At 68.4% G+C, this 14,101-nt stretch carries 15 protein-coding genes; 7 read left to right on the top strand and 8 right to left on the bottom strand.

Annotation, left to right across the window (positions count from 1 at the left end):
• The first annotated feature begins 549 nt into the window (after window positions 1–549).
• Window positions 550–792 (top strand): hypothetical protein, encoded by a 243-nt coding sequence (locus tag G3I60_RS42820; RefSeq protein WP_164608517.1) that lies wholly within the window; start codon window positions 550–552, stop codon window positions 790–792.
• 245 nt (window positions 793–1,037) lie between these two features.
• Here the strand turns inward: G3I60_RS42820 and G3I60_RS42815 are convergent, their stop codons facing one another.
• The 3 genes from G3I60_RS42815 to G3I60_RS42805 form a co-directional block, all read right to left on the bottom strand.
• Window positions 1,038–1,508: a hypothetical protein gene (locus G3I60_RS42815; protein ID WP_164608516.1), complete on the bottom strand. Its 471-nt coding sequence runs from the start codon at window positions 1,506–1,508 to the stop codon at window positions 1,038–1,040.
• 68 nt (window positions 1,509–1,576) lie between these two features.
• Window positions 1,577–2,905, bottom strand: coding sequence for a hypothetical protein (locus tag G3I60_RS42810; RefSeq protein WP_164608515.1), 1,329 nt, complete (start codon window positions 2,903–2,905; stop codon window positions 1,577–1,579).
• A gap of 11 nt (window positions 2,906–2,916) precedes the next feature.
• A complete protein-coding gene (locus G3I60_RS42805; RefSeq protein ID WP_239071006.1) occupies window positions 2,917–3,675 on the bottom strand; it encodes a hypothetical protein in 759 nt (252 codons plus the stop codon).
• Window positions 3,676–3,734: 59 nt separating this feature from the next.
• On the opposite strand from G3I60_RS42805, the gene G3I60_RS42800 reads away from it, so the two are divergent.
• The gene (locus G3I60_RS42800; RefSeq protein WP_164608518.1) at window positions 3,735–4,565 is read left to right on the top strand and encodes a glycosyltransferase family 2 protein; all 831 of its coding nucleotides are present in this window, start codon (window positions 3,735–3,737) and stop codon (window positions 4,563–4,565) included.
• A 5-nt stretch (window positions 4,566–4,570) separates the two neighbouring features.
• Here G3I60_RS42800 and G3I60_RS42795 read toward each other — a convergent pair whose 3' ends face one another.
• A complete protein-coding gene (locus G3I60_RS42795; RefSeq protein WP_164608514.1) occupies window positions 4,571–5,623 on the bottom strand; it encodes an NAD(P)-dependent oxidoreductase in 1,053 nt (350 codons plus the stop codon).
• A 202-nt stretch (window positions 5,624–5,825) separates the two neighbouring features.
• Here G3I60_RS42795 and G3I60_RS42790 point away from each other — a divergent pair, with 202 nt between their 5' ends.
• Window positions 5,826–7,142, top strand: a complete 1,317-nt coding sequence (locus G3I60_RS42790; protein WP_164608513.1) for a helix-turn-helix transcriptional regulator — start codon at window positions 5,826–5,828, stop codon at window positions 7,140–7,142.
• A 388-nt stretch (window positions 7,143–7,530) separates the two neighbouring features.
• On the opposite strand, the gene G3I60_RS42785 is transcribed toward G3I60_RS42790, so the two are convergent.
• From G3I60_RS42785 to G3I60_RS42770, 4 genes are all read right to left on the bottom strand, one after another.
• Window positions 7,531–8,016: an SAM-dependent methyltransferase gene (locus G3I60_RS42785; protein ID WP_164608512.1), complete on the bottom strand. Its 486-nt coding sequence runs from the start codon at window positions 8,014–8,016 to the stop codon at window positions 7,531–7,533.
• Between the two features lie 87 nt (window positions 8,017–8,103).
• Window positions 8,104–9,024, bottom strand: a complete 921-nt coding sequence (locus G3I60_RS42780) for a Tat pathway signal protein (RefSeq protein ID WP_331284077.1) — start codon at window positions 9,022–9,024, stop codon at window positions 8,104–8,106.
• Window positions 9,025–9,965: 941 nt separating this feature from the next.
• Window positions 9,966–10,886 (bottom strand): SUMF1/EgtB/PvdO family nonheme iron enzyme, encoded by a 921-nt coding sequence (locus G3I60_RS42775; protein ID WP_164608510.1) that lies wholly within the window; start codon window positions 10,884–10,886, stop codon window positions 9,966–9,968.
• Window positions 10,887–10,901: 15 nt separating this feature from the next.
• Window positions 10,902–11,693: an aminotransferase class IV family protein gene (locus G3I60_RS42770; RefSeq protein ID WP_203675288.1), complete on the bottom strand. Its 792-nt coding sequence runs from the start codon at window positions 11,691–11,693 to the stop codon at window positions 10,902–10,904.
• Between the two features lie 218 nt (window positions 11,694–11,911).
• On the opposite strand from G3I60_RS42770, the gene G3I60_RS42765 reads away from it, so the two are divergent.
• From G3I60_RS42765 to G3I60_RS42750, 4 genes are all read left to right on the top strand, one after another.
• The gene (locus tag G3I60_RS42765) at window positions 11,912–12,349 is read left to right on the top strand and encodes an ATP-binding protein (RefSeq protein ID WP_164608508.1); all 438 of its coding nucleotides are present in this window, start codon (window positions 11,912–11,914) and stop codon (window positions 12,347–12,349) included.
• Window positions 12,349–12,831: a hypothetical protein gene (locus G3I60_RS42760; RefSeq protein WP_164608507.1), complete on the top strand. Its 483-nt coding sequence runs from the start codon at window positions 12,349–12,351 to the stop codon at window positions 12,829–12,831. Before G3I60_RS42765 ends, G3I60_RS42760 begins: the two co-directional genes overlap by 1 nt.
• Window positions 12,832–12,979: 148 nt before the next feature.
• Entirely contained in the window at window positions 12,980–13,675 is a 696-nt protein-coding gene (locus G3I60_RS42755; protein ID WP_164608506.1) for a hypothetical protein, read from the top strand.
• Window positions 13,672–14,013 carry a hypothetical protein gene (locus G3I60_RS42750; RefSeq protein WP_164608505.1) on the top strand — a complete coding sequence of 114 codons (342 nt, stop codon included), beginning with the start codon at window positions 13,672–13,674 and terminating at the stop codon, window positions 14,011–14,013. Before G3I60_RS42755 ends, G3I60_RS42750 begins: the two co-directional genes overlap by 4 nt.
• The last annotated feature ends 88 nt before the right edge of the window (window positions 14,014–14,101 follow it).

Here is a 14,101-nt window from a genome sequence, read left to right as displayed (position 1 = left end):
CGACACTCACATGATCACTGCGACCGTGCCTGCACTGCTTCCCGACCCCACCCCGCAGACACGAAACCCGGCATCACGTCGACACCCGACGAAACCGGACCGATCACGATCTTGCGAAGGACCCTGATCTGCAACCCCCGGCGAAAGACCCCCGGCCATGGTTCGAACTGCTCTGCGACGAGGGCACCGACCCCGAGGGCCCTCCACGATCACGATCCCGATCCGCACCCTCGACAGCCCCGCCATCACCGGGGAGCACGTCTCGCATTCCGCAAGGCGTCGCCCCCATTCCCTGGTCATCCACCTGCCGGAAATGGACTGGGTCGACCGCACCGTGCGCGAGTCCACGGCCAACGTGAACGATGTCACCCGGACCCTTGCCTTGGTGGACGGCATCCCGCCGGTTGCCGGCCGTATAGGACGTCCCCGCACGCGCCCCGATCACCCGCGACGACGTCAAGCGAGCCATCGCCACCCGCAGGGGGACTCCGGCCCGCTCGATCCACATCGTCTTGCGGAATGCCTTCCGGAGCCCTTCGGCAAGAGAGCGTGATCTTCCGCGATCCCACCCGCGGCCTCGTCTTCGCCGGGATCAACAAGACCCCGCCTTTCGTGCCCTCGGAGGGCGACCGAACCGTGATGGCCGTCTACCAACACCAATACGGCATCCTCGCCGAGGGAAGCCTGGACGGCTGGCAGGAGACCGACTCTGCAGCCGAGATCACGGCGACCGAGTTCGAACGCAATTGGACATCAGGCCGCGAGGGCATTACCGGTGGCGGCGATCGGTAGCCGGGCAGTCACCGTGTCGTTGCTCACCCGGCACCTGCACTTCGACGGGGACCACATCAGACGGCTCACGCTGGAGAACCAGAGGCTTACAGAAGTGCAGAAGCTGACCGGCGTCACACGCCTGTCCGAGCGCTTGCGGGATGACCCCCAGCCCCAGTCCGGTGGGCCATGACGTGCGCGGTCCGTGCTGTCCAGCTCGAACTAGCGACGCACTCGTGCCCCGTAGTTTGGTAGAGGCCGACCCGTCACGCCGTGTCGGTGCGCTGGGTGAACCTGCGCAGCCCCGGGATCTCACCGTTCAAGGCCATGAGTTCGGACGTGATGGCCCGCACTTTCGGCCGCCGCGCTTCCTCCGGGGCGTACTGCTCCAAAACACGCAACGCGGAAAATGCCCGCTCAGGCTCGCCCAGGTCCCGCCATACCCGCGCGACGTCCATGCACATCCGGCCACGACGTTCCGCGTTCGGCAGACGCCGAGTGTCAATCTTGCCGGCGTAGTTCAGGGCCTGCTCGCCCTCGCCCAGGGCGTGATGCACGGATACCCGGAACACCCGGGTCTGGTCAAGGCCGAAAACCCCGGGGATGTAGAGCTTCTGGGCTGCGGTCTCTTTGCGTGCTGCGGTCTCCTCGGCTTCGCCGATGAGGTTCATGGCCTGCCCGCGCCACCCCGCTTGGGCGGCGCTGTAGCTGGCGGTGAGCAGGAGTGTGCCCCGCATGGCCGGCGCTCGAACCTCGGCGAAGCAGTCCGGCGGGGGCAGCCTGGCAACGGCGCCGGTCGATCAGTTCAGGCAGCGGCCGGATGTCCGGCGGCCTTGCCGGTGGCGTCGCGTCGCATGGCGGTCAGGCCCAGATCCGCCATGCGGGGCACGAAGGCGACGTCGAGTTCGTCGACCGGGTGCAGCAGGCCCCGCTCGCAGGTCTCCGCCCGCCATACCGTGCAGTCGCGGGTGGGGTAGGCGGGGTTGACCCCGATCTCGCCCTTGGGGAGGAACCCGTTGAACGGCGTCGCGATCTGGTGGTGGTTCCAGTAGTTCCAGGCTCGAAGGGCCTTGGCTTGCTCGAAGGCGAGGTAGAGCTGCGGATAGCGCTGAAGCATGCGCATCTCGCGGAAGAGTGTCTGCCCTAACAGGGACGGCGCGGCCAGGACGAGGCTGTCGAAGTCCTGGTTGCGGAAGGTGAAGGTGGTCGCGTCCTGCCCAGGGTCGAGGGCCAGAGCGGTGAGCAGGTGGGAGAGGCGGTCTCGGGTGTACTGCGCTGCTCCGGGGGCGAGAGGGAGCTCGATGTCGGCGATCAGGTCGTGCAGGCGCTGGTGGTCGGGGTGGAAGCGGGACAGGTCGAACAGTTTGTCCATGCCGCTGACTGCGGAGAAGGCCAGGCGCTTGTAGAGGAGGTTGTTCATCTCGCCGGCCGCCGCGTATGTCTTCGTCTCGGTACTGGTGGAGTGGAGCATCAGGTACTCCGACAGCACCTCGAAGTACAGGTAGCCCAGGAACGGCAGGGTGCGGACGGCGTGGGCGAGCTGGTCCACGAACGCGTCCGGCGCTGTCCTGCGCCCGGTGGCGTTGGTTAGGGCCGTGTCCAGGAAGGGGGCGGTGGCGCGGATCTGGTGCTGGGCTTTCCCGCGCAGTCGGGCGTCCTCGGCTTCGGTGAGGAAACTGCTGTGGTCGAGGTAGGTGTGCAGGTGTACGCGGCCGAGCCGCAGGTAGTCGATGCCCTTGGCCGGTGCCGGGGCGTCTGGGGTGATCTTGATCATCAGAGTTTGGGTGTGCGGTTTGGTCCGCAGCAGGTAGGTGCCGAGGTTGTGCGGGCGCAGGCCGGCGGGGGTCTTGGTGAGCGGCGCGCAGTACAGGGCGGCGAGTAGACACCCGGAGGAGGCGTACAACTGTCCGCTGGCGCGGATGGCGTCCAGTGCTGTTGTGGTGTGCATCAGATGGATCGGGCCGCCGCTGGCGAGGGTCTGGGTCATGGCGTTGTGGGCGAGCAGGCTGCCGCCTGGGGTGTCGTGCTGCAGGCGTCGGCGCCAGTCGCCCTCACTTTCGGTGCACCCTGCGGCCACGGGCCGGGTGCGGGGGCTGGTGTAGTCGGTGTGGGCGTCGTCGAGTTCGGTGTCCACGAGGAAGTCTCCTACTGGCCGCGGGTGAGGGAATGGCGGGCGGTGGTCAGGGCATGGTGATCGGTGGCGCCGTCGAGGGCGGCTTGCTCGCTGCGAATGACGAGGGCGAAGGCGGCTGGGGGAAGCCAGTCGGGTACCGGAATGCGCAGGCGGGCCAGGTCTGGCCACCACCGGCGAAGTGGCAAGCGGTAGCGGTCCAGGCAGTCGGCGGCCTTGAGGACGTCGACGAGGTGGGGGGCGGCTTGGTAGGCGCGCTCCTGGCTGGCGGTGAAGTCGGCGTAGGGCACGTCGTGCACGGCGATTGCCCGCGTCGCGCGGTGCAACACCGCCGGCGGCAATGGGCGGCTCATCGCCTCGGTCACGGCGTCGCTGTGCTGGAGGAACCAGGAGGCGGCGCGCTGACCGTGTCCGGCATCCGTCCGGTCGTGGTGTCGCCGGCAGTCGTGGACCGCCCCGGCGGCGCAGGCCGCCGCGACATCGTCGCCGTCGAGCTCGTGTTCCTCGGCCAAGAGTGCGGCGAGGAGGCTGACGCGGGCGTTGTGGCGGATGCCGTGGATGGAGTCGGCCAGATGCCCGGCCGCGAACCACGATCTCGGCGGTACGAGCATGACGGCCGGGCGTGGGAAGCTGGGCGAGGCGTCGAAGTTCGCCGGCCTGTTGCCCACGATCCACTCAAGCGTTACCGCATCCATCACCTGGTGCGCGGGCAGCCGGCGCAAGGTAGCGAGTTCATGCAGGCAGGCGCGGCCGGGCGGAGTCCGATCGGTCATGGCGTCCTCACACAGATGGGTACAGAGCAGGCGTGAATTTGGGCGTGGCGATCCTGACGATGGGCACGCGGCCCAAGGAATTGACGGAACTGCTGGTCTCGGTCCAGGCACAGACGATTCCGGCGGCCCGGACGGTGGTGGTGGCCAACGGGTGCCCGGTGCCCGATCTGCCGCCTTGGGTCGAGACCGTGCAACTCGCGGAGAACCTGGGGGTGACGGGGGGCCGCAACGCCGCCCTGGAATACCTGGGGGACATGGACCTGGTGCTGGACCTGGACGACGACGGCCTCCTGGTCGCTGACGATGTCTTCGCCACGATCACCACGCTGTACGAAGCGGACCCGCTGCTGGGGATCGTCGGCTTCCGTATCGCGGACGAGACGGGGGTGACCCAGCGCCGCCATGTTCCGCGGCTGCGGGCCGGCGATCCGATGCGCGGCGGGCTGGTGACCGGTTTCCTCGGTGGCGCCCATGTCCTGTCCACGAAGATGCTGGCCCAGGTCGGCCACTGGCCGGACGCCTTCTTCTTCGCGCACGAGGAGACCGACATGGCCTGGCGGGCGATCGACGCCGGCTGGCGGGTGCGCTACGCGCCGCAGCTGCTGCTCCAGCACCCGCACACCTCCCCGGCCCGGCACGCGTTCTTCTACCAGGTCAACGCCCGCAACCGGGTCTACCTGGCCCGCCGGCACCTGCCCGCTGTGCTCGTCCCGGTCTACCTGGGGGTGTGGGTGGTCTTGACGCTGGCCCGGACCCGCAGCCTGGCCGGGCTGCGGGCCTGGTTCGGTGGCTTCGCGGAGGGCTGGCGCACCGAGTGCGGGCGCCGGAAGCCGATGCGCTGGCGCACCGTGATCCGGTTGGCCCGCCTCGGCCGCCCCCCAGTGATCTGAGCGGCTCACGCGACAGCTCGGGCCTCGGCGCGCAGCCACGCCGGGATCGCCTCGGGGGTCCCCTTCAACCACGTCACGTAGCGGCTCACCCCGTCCTCGATGTCCACCGGCGCAGTCCAGCCCAGCACTTGGCGCATGCGGGTGGTGTCGGCGCAGGCACCGAGCGGGTCGCCCTGTGGCCGCGGGGTCTCGATGATCTGCGCCCCGGGGTAATGGCGGCGCACCAGATCGGCGACCTGCCGGATGGAGGTGGCGCGGCCGGTGCCGACGTTGAGCGTCGTACGGTCCGCGCCCTCGGTCACGGCCGCCAGCAAGGTCGCCTCCGCGATGTCATCGACGTGTACGAAGTCCCTCACCTGGCACCCGCCGCCGTTGAGGTGCAGCGGCAGGCCGAGCGCGGCCCGCATCGCGAACCAGGCCACTACCCAGCTGTGGCTGTTCTCCTTGACCACCTGCGGTTCCCCGTAGACGGAGAAGTACCGCACGATCGCGAATGAGCTGTCGGCACCGCTCAGGCTCAGGGCGGTCTGGTGCTCGCCCCACAGCTTGGTGTTGGCGTACACCGATCCGGGAACCAGTGAATCCTCCTCGCTGAACCGGGCCTTCGTGTTCGGGGAATCGGTGGTGTTGCCGATGCCGTAGACGCTGGCCGAAGAGACGAAGACCAGCCGTTTCAGCGTGCGACGGTGCCGGGCTGCGGCATCCAGCACCGTCTGGGTGCCGCGGATATTCGCGTCCAGCGCCGCCGCCGGATTGCGGGTGCACTCCGCGACATCGGCGAGCGCCGCGGCGTGGATGACGTAGTCGCTGCGCGAGAACAGGTCGTCCATCAGCGCGGCGTCGGTGATATCACCGGCGACGACGTCGGGATCCCCAGGGGAGATTCCGAACACGGAGGAGTAGACGCAGGAGCCGTAGGCGTCGAGACGGCCTACCGTCAGCGGCTTGGCGCCCAGCGCCCGGAGCCGGTGCACAATACGGCTGCCCACCAGCCCGAACCCGCCGGTCACCGTGACCGTGGCACCGGACAGATCAGCGAAGCGATCCCTTGTGTTCACGCGAGAGCCATCCCTTCTCAACAGCGCCACACGAATGCGCGGCGTCACGCTGCCGAGGACACCACCGGCCACCCCCGCTCCTCCAGGGGACGACTGTGTGGCCGATGTGTGGCCGCCCTGGTGAAGCTGTCCCACCGCCCGGCCAGGTACGGCATGGTGGACGTGGACGGGGAGGCATCGGCTGCGGCACCTCGGGGGCGACATGGAGCTGGACCGGCACCCGCTGGCATATTTGCGTCGGCATCACCACTGGTCCGGCGACGACCTCGCCCGTCTACTCCGCGATCAGGCCCTCCGGCGCGGCCTGCGTAGCGGCATCGATCGCAATCGGATTTGGCTCTGGGAATCCACCGGAACCACGCCGAGCCAGGAGAGCCAGTCGCTGCTGGCGGCCGTCCTGGACGTCCCCGCCGCCGTGGTCGAACAACTCGGCTGGCCCCACTGGCTACCCGCCTTCGAGTACCCCGCCCCCTTCAACCCCTCGGGAAGTCGGGCAGCCCTGAAAGAGGTACAGGTCAACCGTATGGAGCGACGATCCTTCCTGATACTCAGCAGCAGCACCCTCATCGACGTTGCCGCCAGCTGGGCCCGCATCGAGCCACGCCACCTGGGCCGGGCCCTCGACGGGCAAAGCATCGACGGGGAACTCCTGACGTGGCTGGAACAGCGTTCCGGTGAGCTGCGCGCACTCGCCGCCGGTCCGCACCCACAGGTCTCGCGTCTCATCGACGCGCACCTGAGCACCGCCATCGACCTCATCACCCAAGATCGCTACACCACGCAAACCGGCCGCCGCCTGCACGCCGTAACCGCCGATCTTGCACACTGCGCGGCCTGGCTCCGCTTCGATGCCGACCGTCACGCCGACGCTCAGCGCCACTGGCAGGCGGCCGTCCACGCCGCCCACCAAGCAGACGACCGCGACCTGGCCGCCATCGCCCTGTCCGACCTTGCCTACCAAGCCACCTGGCTCTCCAGGCCCGCCGATGCCGTTCGCATCATCGAACACGCCCGGACCCGCACCCGTACTCCGGCAGCCCGCTCCCTGCTCGACGTACGGCGCGCTCGCGCTTGCGCCGTACTGCAAGACCGCCAAGGAACCCAACGCGCGCTGACGTCCGCCGAGATGGAACTGGCCCGGATGAACCCGCAGGACACGCCCTCCGTGGTCTCCTGGATGTCGATGGCGGACATCAATGCCGACGCCGGACGCTGTTGGCTCGACCTCGGCGACCCCCATCGTGCCGAGACCGCCATCAGCGCCGGTTTAGGCGAACTCGATCCCCGCCGCTCCCGAACGAAAGCGGTGTTCCTGACCTACCGGGCCGAAGCTTCACTCCACGACCGCGACGCCTTCTCCGCCGCAGCGAATGCCCGCGCCGCACTCGACACCGCACTCGACTCCCAAGCCTCACGCTGCGTCGACCTGGCCTCCGCCCTCATCCGCCGCCTGGATCACCGAACCGAGCAGCCGATGGTCGAGCTACGTGAGTACGCCAGGGAACAACTCGCTGGGTGATCCACCCGTAGCCGCATATTTGGCCGGACTTTCGGGCCACGCCGCCTCCGGGTGGGTTCGGCTTCGGGATCCTGTGGTTCCGCCGATTGGCCGGAGCGCGACCTGACCTCCCTCCCCGCGTTGTACCCCCGGGCGGCGCTGAGGCGCTGCGGAACGCTGCTGCACCGTACAGACGCGGCCGGCAACGGTCGCAGGCCAGGGATCACGTTGAACCCTCGTCAACAGGGCATCAGCGGGCCGACGCCTGCCGCCAACTCCCCTGGAGGCAACTCGCTCTCAGCCGCCCGGCCGCCAGGATGCCACAGCCCCGCGGTGGACGTTCTCACGCTCCTACGTTCGGACCGCGCGGATGTGGGAGCCGTCACGCTCACGCGACCAGAGGCGACGCTTACGCCTCGCTCTGGTCCTTCCAGTAGTTCTCCAGCATTTCTGTGGGCCAGCGTGGTTGGCGGACTTCCCCGCGCGGTCCGAATTCAGCGAACCACGGGGCGATGTCGAGGACTGGCGTCCCGTCAATCGCGTCCAGATCCGTGACGTGCAGGTCCAAGCCGTTGACCCGCAGCAGGCGCGGAAAGGATGTACCCAAACGGTTCGGCCGGCGCATGTTGCGGTGGACGAAGGTTCCCGTGGGCGGCCAAGCCGGGTTGTTACGCGGACTGCGGACGCCGAGATGAACGTCGGACGGATTGACCAGGTGGAAGCGGAAGGTCACCACCAGGTGGCTGAATTCATCCAGTCCCTGCACGGTCTCTACAGGAAACTTCGGGTGGAGGCGGATGATCGACTCGGTGCTCCCCCAGTAATCGTCGGTGGGCTGCACGCGCCCGCCTACGACTGTTGCGATGACCTCGGCTGCAATCGACTCGTCAGGCACGGATCGTCTCTCTCTGGGCTGGAGTTCTATAAGCAACAGCCCGATGAGCTGCCGCTATGTAGGGACACTCGGCTGCGATGGACGCGGTCACCCTACGTGGGCCAGGACGGCACGCGCACGGGCATCGAGGTCCGCGACGGCGGCGGCGCCGCGCTGTCGAAAGGGCGACAAGGCGCGGCGCATGGCGATCACGGTGTCGTGGGCGCGGCCGGAGTGGATGCCTTCCATGGCGTCCAGGGCACGTGTCCAGGTGGCGCATGCGACTTCGATACTGCCCTGTTGGGCCTGGACCGAGCCCAGGTAGCCCAGCGTCACGGCGTGGGTGCGGCCGAAGGCTTGACCGCGGGTGCGAACGCTGCGGTGAAATTCGCGTTGGGCTCCTTCGAAGTCGCCCAGGTCGCGCAAGGCACAGGCGGTCTCGTGGGCGAGGCTGGCTTCGGAGAAGAAGAAGACCCGACTGGGCTCGTGGCCGGCGTTGGTGGCCGCGTCGAGATCGTTCTCGGCGCGGAGCAGGGCGGCCAGTGCGTCACGCTTACGGCCTGAGGCAGCCAGGCTGCGGGCGTGCACCACTCCGATCAGGGCTTTCTCGCGCGGGCTGGCGAGGGTATAGCGCTTGCGCTCAATGGACGCAGTGCCCAGGTCGCGCGCTTGGCGGCGGTGGCCCAGGTCGACGGCCTGGTGAGCGAGGGCGCGCAGAATGTGCCCGGCCAGCGGTGGGTCGTCTGCTTCGGCGGCCAGCCGCACGGCCAAGGTGAGGTACCGCTGCGCGACAGCCTGCTGGGAGGCGTCAAAAGCCATCCAACCGCAGAGGTAGACCAGTTCCCCGGCCGCGGAGTACAGCTCACGTCGGATGGCGTCGGTGGGGAAGGTGCCGCTCAGGTAGGCGGCGACCTCTGTCCGCAAATAGGCCACTACGGCGGCGCGGCCGTCACCGCCCCCGCGCTGCTGATCGCGTCGGGAGAAGAAGGCAGTCATCTCCCGGATCGCCTCGATCTCGCTGCGCCCCACGCGCAACGTCGACGGCTTCCGCGTTCCTGCGTGGCGGGGTGCTTGCTCCCACCAGGCTGGTCCCGGAAGCGAGAGACCGGCGACCGAGTAGGCCGTGCCCGACAGGAGTTGTCGGCGCTCCACGTCCAGATCACTCCCCCCGAGATCCAACAGCGCTGTGATCGTATCGGTTGGCCACAGGTCGGCTGTTGGCGTACCGGGCGCCATGGGTCGAAGACCGATCTCGTCTGGTGTGATCGGGCGTTGCAATCCACGCGAGAGCGCCTCGCACAAGATAGCGGGGCCCGCGCCAGCGGGCTGGGTGCCCAGCACCCACATGGACACGTGCGAGCGCGAAGTGCCCAAAAGCTCAGTTGCCTCTACCTCCGCCGCCACCCGGACAAACCGGGCCGCCACCTGAGCCTGCGACCAGCCAACTTCCCTGATTACAGCGCTCAGCTTCGTGTTCCGTTCGCGCGCCATACTGCGCCCCTGTCCACAAAACGATCTTTGGCACCTTTGGCACTACCAGCGGCACCTGGGGGATATCCACCCGCTGCAATTAGCGGTTCGCTCAACGTAACGGTAGCGGTCAACTACTCCGCGGCGGAGCTGCATTCAGTTGGTCGATGCGCGCAGACGTCCCGCTTAGCGAGGTCCGAAACGGGAGGCGACGAACAGTGAGGGCACACGTCTTTGGCATTCCGCGTCCGGATGTACTCGAAGCCATGTCACTGCGGTTCGCCCTCGCAGCCGGTGTGACGGGCGCACAGAGGGTCGCCGGCGGAGGGATGTGGGTCGCGCACCCACGGCGCATCGGTACTGCGAAGCCCCGCAGCTGGAGGCTGTCGTCATTCCTCATGAACCTCGCCGAGCTGCTGACGTCGGCGATAGTCAGCACCACGATCGGGCATCTACCTGGGCGCGTCGCCCCTTCGCCGCTCGCCAACGGTGGTGTCGATCTACGGGAGGGCGACGCAGCGGAATCCGGTGTCATTGTCTTTCATGCCGCCGTTGGCTGCGTTCTCCAGTGCCGGCGCGGCGCGCTCGAACGGGCTGCTAAACGCCGAGCCCTTGAGCTGGTACCGGTCGGGCCCATCCGCGCCCGGTGTGGAGCACCATTCCCAGACGTTGCCGCACAGGTCGTGCGCGCCGTATGGGCTAGCGCCGGATTGGTAGCGGGTGACCGGCGTCGTGCCCCCGAGGCCGCTTTCAGCGGTGTTGCACTTCGCGGCGGTGGGCTCGTCGCCCCAGGGGTAGGCGCGCCCCTTCGTGCCGCGGGCGGTCTTCTCCCACTGGCTGGCAGCGGGCAGCTCCTTGCCTGCCCAGCTCGCGTAGGCGGCGGCGTCGTGCCAGGTCACCCAGACCACCGGGTGGTCGTGCAGAGCGCTGGGGCTGCGGTCGCCAGGCCAGTGCTGCGGAGGCCGGTGCCCTGTAGCGCGAACGAAGCGCTCGTAATCGCGGTTGGTCGTGGGGTAGACGTCGATGCGGTACGCGTCCACCCAGAGCGACGCGTCCTGGGGACCCGCCAGGTAGATGCCCTCCTCGACGAGCACCGTGACCTTGCCGTCGATGGGATGCCTTATCGTGCGCGCGTCACGGCGCAGCAGTTCCTCGGTGCGCTCGTCCTGCCCGCCGGCGGCCTGGTCAGTCAGGAGTTGGGCGAACCGCCACTGGGCTTGCTGGGGCGCTTGGGACAGCAACGTGTCCAGTGCGGCCTGGTTGCCGGGACGAGGCTGGATGGACTTGCCCCTGACCTCCCAGTTCTCTACCTGGCGCGTGCTGACGCCGACCTTCGCGGCGAAGTCCCTGCCGGTCATGCGCAGCGCCGCGCGCAGTACTTGGACTTCCTGGCCGGTCCACCGTGGAACCCCCGTCGTCATCGCGACTTCCCGGGGCTACAGGGTTTCGCCGCGGATGGACAGGTAGGTGTCGCGGAGCGTATCCAACACGGGATGCTCGGTGGCCAGCTCCTTGTCGTCGATGCAGGCCAGGGCGCGGACACCGATGGAGGTGTTCGTGGCGAAGCCGGCCGCCATGCCCTTGGCCTGGTCGAGGGTGACGGGGGCGGTCCGGTGTTCGACGCCGATGGAGTTCTGCTGGAGCAGGGCCATGGTGACGCCGGGCAGAACGGGCGCCTGGGGCCACACCACGGTTCCGTTGCCGTCGATGAAGGCGACGTTCCAGGTGCCGCCTTCGGAGATGTAGCCGTCGCGGCCGACGAACAGTGCGTCGTCGGCGCCGGCGAGCTGGGCGGCGCTGCGCGCGTGCAGGGCGCCGAACAGGCCGCAATGCTTGACCTGGGGAAGATCACGCTCGTACGGCACGCTGAGGGCGCGCAGCGGAGCGGGGGGAAGCGGGCCGGCGGGGCGCACGGTGACCAGGACGCTCGGGTTGTCGGCGGCGGAAGGGTGGCCCATGTCGACGGCGGGGTCGTAGATCGTGACGCGGACGACGCATGGCCCGGCCTGTCCGTCGAGGGCCGCGCGGACGTGGTCGCGGACGCGTCCAGTGTCCAGGTCCGCGCCGTAGACGATCTTGCAGTCCCGTTCGAGGCGTTCCATGTGCAGTGCGAGGCCGCGAATCGAGTGGTCGGCGTCGACGCGCATGGATGTGAAGTGCGCGAAGTTCGTCAGCGCCAGGGGCAGCAAGTCGTCGGCGGTTGCCAGCTTTTCATCGAGTGTGGCCATGGCGCCCAGCATGCCAGGGCGCGCCCCGGCTCCGGCACCCTAAGCCGTGTTACTGACGCGTCAACTTCGGTGAAACTTCGTTCCCTCTTTGGTACCCCGCGGTGTTCTCTGGTCACCGTGCGAACACGCTTGGTGATCAAAAGGAAGGAGCGTGGCACGCGATGCGCAGGTCCCGCCTATCGCCCGCTCCCCCGCGCCGCTTACCGGGGAGGCTCCCGATGACTGCCGCACCAGCCGTCACCACGGCCGCGTCGAAACTGCTGTCCGGACCCTCACCCCGACTCTTCACGGTGGCGTTCACCCCCGCCAAGGCCCGGGTCGCCTACATGCGCCGGATCACCACGACGCACCTTCGGTACTGGCGTGTGCCCGTCGATGCATCCGAGGACATCGTGGTCAGCGTCTCGGAGCTGGTCACCAATGCGCTCCGCTACGCCCCCGACGACGTCGTTCTCACGGTTCGCTACGCCGACGATGAACTGCGGATCGAAGTCTTCGACGGCAACCCGGCCCCTGCCCGGCCGCGCGAGGCGGCAGAGGACGACGAGTCGGGTCGCGGCCTGTTCCTCGTCGCGCTCCTCGCCGGCGACTGGGGCGTGAGCGACGACGGCAAGACGACCTGGGCCCATTTCCGCATTCACGCAGGGAGGTCGTGATGGTCGCCGTAGACATCGCCACCGCCACCGAGTTACTGAGCCGACCGCTCTCCTCCAAGGACGAGGCGGGGCGCAGGCTCGCCTACGGTCTCGCACGCTCCCTCGCCGCTGAGGGAATCAGTGATGACCTGATCGATACGCTCGAAGAAGTGCTTAGGGGCTGGCCCGGTCCCGCTGTCCCTGACCGCAAGCTCCATGCCTGGTTAGTCAGATTCGGCCTCCCCCTGCCTCGGAGACAGCCGCCCGACGCTTTACCGCCAAGCTACGAGGACGCGGGGCGGATCGCTGACCGATTCCGCCGAGCCACCCGCCAGCTCCTGCAAATCGTCCCGCACCGCGTGGCGATGTATCCCACGCAGGAGGTGCATCTCCTGCTCGCCCTGTGCGACGAACAGCCCGGTCCTGAGGGAGCGCTGTCGTATTTGCGCCGGTTCACCCTCGCGATCCTGGCCGTCCTCGACCTCATGGGGGACGACACATGACGCCGCGCAGCACAGTCGCCGGACCACTTCTCCCCGCGGCCCGGGCCTTGAACGAGCAGAAGTTACCGCCACCTGAGGTGGCCGGCGGATCTCCATGACGGCAGGCCACCTCCGATCACCGGCCGGTACACCCTCCACGGAGTTCTTCATGACGCACCCCACGACCGACCCCCTCCCGCACCAGCCCGCCGACCCCGACCCGGATGGCATCGACCGGCACCCCTTTACCGACGCGACACACACGGCGGCCGACCTCCTCCCGCAGCAGGCCGCCGACCTCGATCCGGATGTGCGCGCCCAGAGCTGGGATGCGGCCAGCGAACTGGGAGATATCTTTCGCGCTGCCGGCCTGCGTCTGTACTTCGTCAAGGTGAACGACGCCGAGGAGGGAGCACCTTCCATCAGTCTGGGCAACGTCGACGCGGCGACCGCGCTGGACTTGGCCCGGCGAGTGCGAGAAAGCATGAAGCCGCTCTTTCGCGCGGGCGACGCTCTGCACCGGGCGTTCCTCGCCTGCGACCTGGAGACCTCCGGGCCGCACGTCGAATCCGGCAGGCTCCAGCTTGGCAAGGTCTCCGTGCCCACCGCGGATCGCCTGGCGTGTCTCCTAGGAGCCGCGCCCCAGGACGAGGGCCGGGACATCACCGAGTGGCCCGAAGCGCAGAAGGTCGTCGAACGTCTCGGCAAGGCGTTCAAGACGGCCACTCGTGGCGGCTTCCTGGACCCCACATTCGAACCAGAATGTTTCAAATGCCACTGTGACGCGGAGATTGATCTGGGGTCTCTCGGCCTGCGGACAGGCCGTCGCCTCGCAGGCGCTCTCCAAGCAACGGCGCGCCGATGACGACACTCCAGCGGCCTGACATCGCCCGTGACCTCATCGACCGCGCCGCTGCCGCTCGGCTGCACCACAGCAAGCTCACCCGCGGGTACCCGAGCCCCCCAGAGATCGCCGCCGGTCGCCATCAAGACCACGCGAACGCCGGCGTGCTGCGCCGCATCGCAGCAGAGCACGGCTGGCCCGATCGCCGGCTCGTCGGTGACGACGGCGCCCAGGCCGCCTACCAAATCGCCCTCTACGCGGACCATGACCCCGACTTCCAGAACGCGGCGCTGCGGTTGCTGGCCGCCGCGCTGAAGGGTGGTCAGACATCCCATGCCGTTTCATGTCAAGAGGGATAAGGCTGGGCGTGGTGTGACCAGGCGGTTGCTTCGTCGTAGTGGGTGCGGGTTTTGAGGCATCCGTGGAGGATGCCGACGAGGCGGTTGC

The sequence above is a fragment of the Streptomyces sp. SID13666 genome (assembly GCF_010548325.1).
GTDB lineage: Bacteria > Actinomycetota > Actinomycetes > Streptomycetales > Streptomycetaceae > Actinacidiphila > Actinacidiphila fildesensis.
The sequence above is the reverse complement of the archived record's forward strand: the minus strand, read 5'-3'. Positions and strand labels throughout refer to the sequence as shown.

Bases quoted from the DNA above. Each gene is read 5' to 3' on its own strand.
- G3I60_RS42775 (WP_164608510.1), bottom strand. From the start codon at position 10,886: ATGACGACGGGGGTTCCACGGTGGACCGGCCAGGAAGTCCAAGTACTG.
- G3I60_RS42805 (WP_239071006.1), bottom strand. From the start codon at position 3,675: ATGACCGATCGGACTCCGCCCGGCCGCGCCTGCCTGCATGAACTCGCT.
- G3I60_RS42815 (WP_164608516.1), bottom strand. From the start codon at position 1,508: ATGCGGGGCACACTCCTGCTCACCGCCAGCTACAGCGCCGCCCAAGCG.
- G3I60_RS42800 (WP_164608518.1), top strand. From the start codon at position 3,735: ATGGGCACGCGGCCCAAGGAATTGACGGAACTGCTGGTCTCGGTCCAG.
- G3I60_RS42770 (WP_203675288.1), bottom strand. From the start codon at position 11,693: ATGGCCACACTCGATGAAAAGCTGGCAACCGCCGACGACTTGCTGCCC.
- G3I60_RS42790 (WP_164608513.1), top strand. From the start codon at position 5,826: ATGGAGCTGGACCGGCACCCGCTGGCATATTTGCGTCGGCATCACCAC.
- G3I60_RS42760 (WP_164608507.1), top strand. From the start codon at position 12,349: ATGGTCGCCGTAGACATCGCCACCGCCACCGAGTTACTGAGCCGACCG.
- G3I60_RS42765 (WP_164608508.1), top strand. From the start codon at position 11,912: ATGACTGCCGCACCAGCCGTCACCACGGCCGCGTCGAAACTGCTGTCC.
- G3I60_RS42755 (WP_164608506.1), top strand. From the start codon at position 12,980: ATGACGCACCCCACGACCGACCCCCTCCCGCACCAGCCCGCCGACCCC.
- G3I60_RS42750 (WP_164608505.1), top strand. From the start codon at position 13,672: ATGACGACACTCCAGCGGCCTGACATCGCCCGTGACCTCATCGACCGC.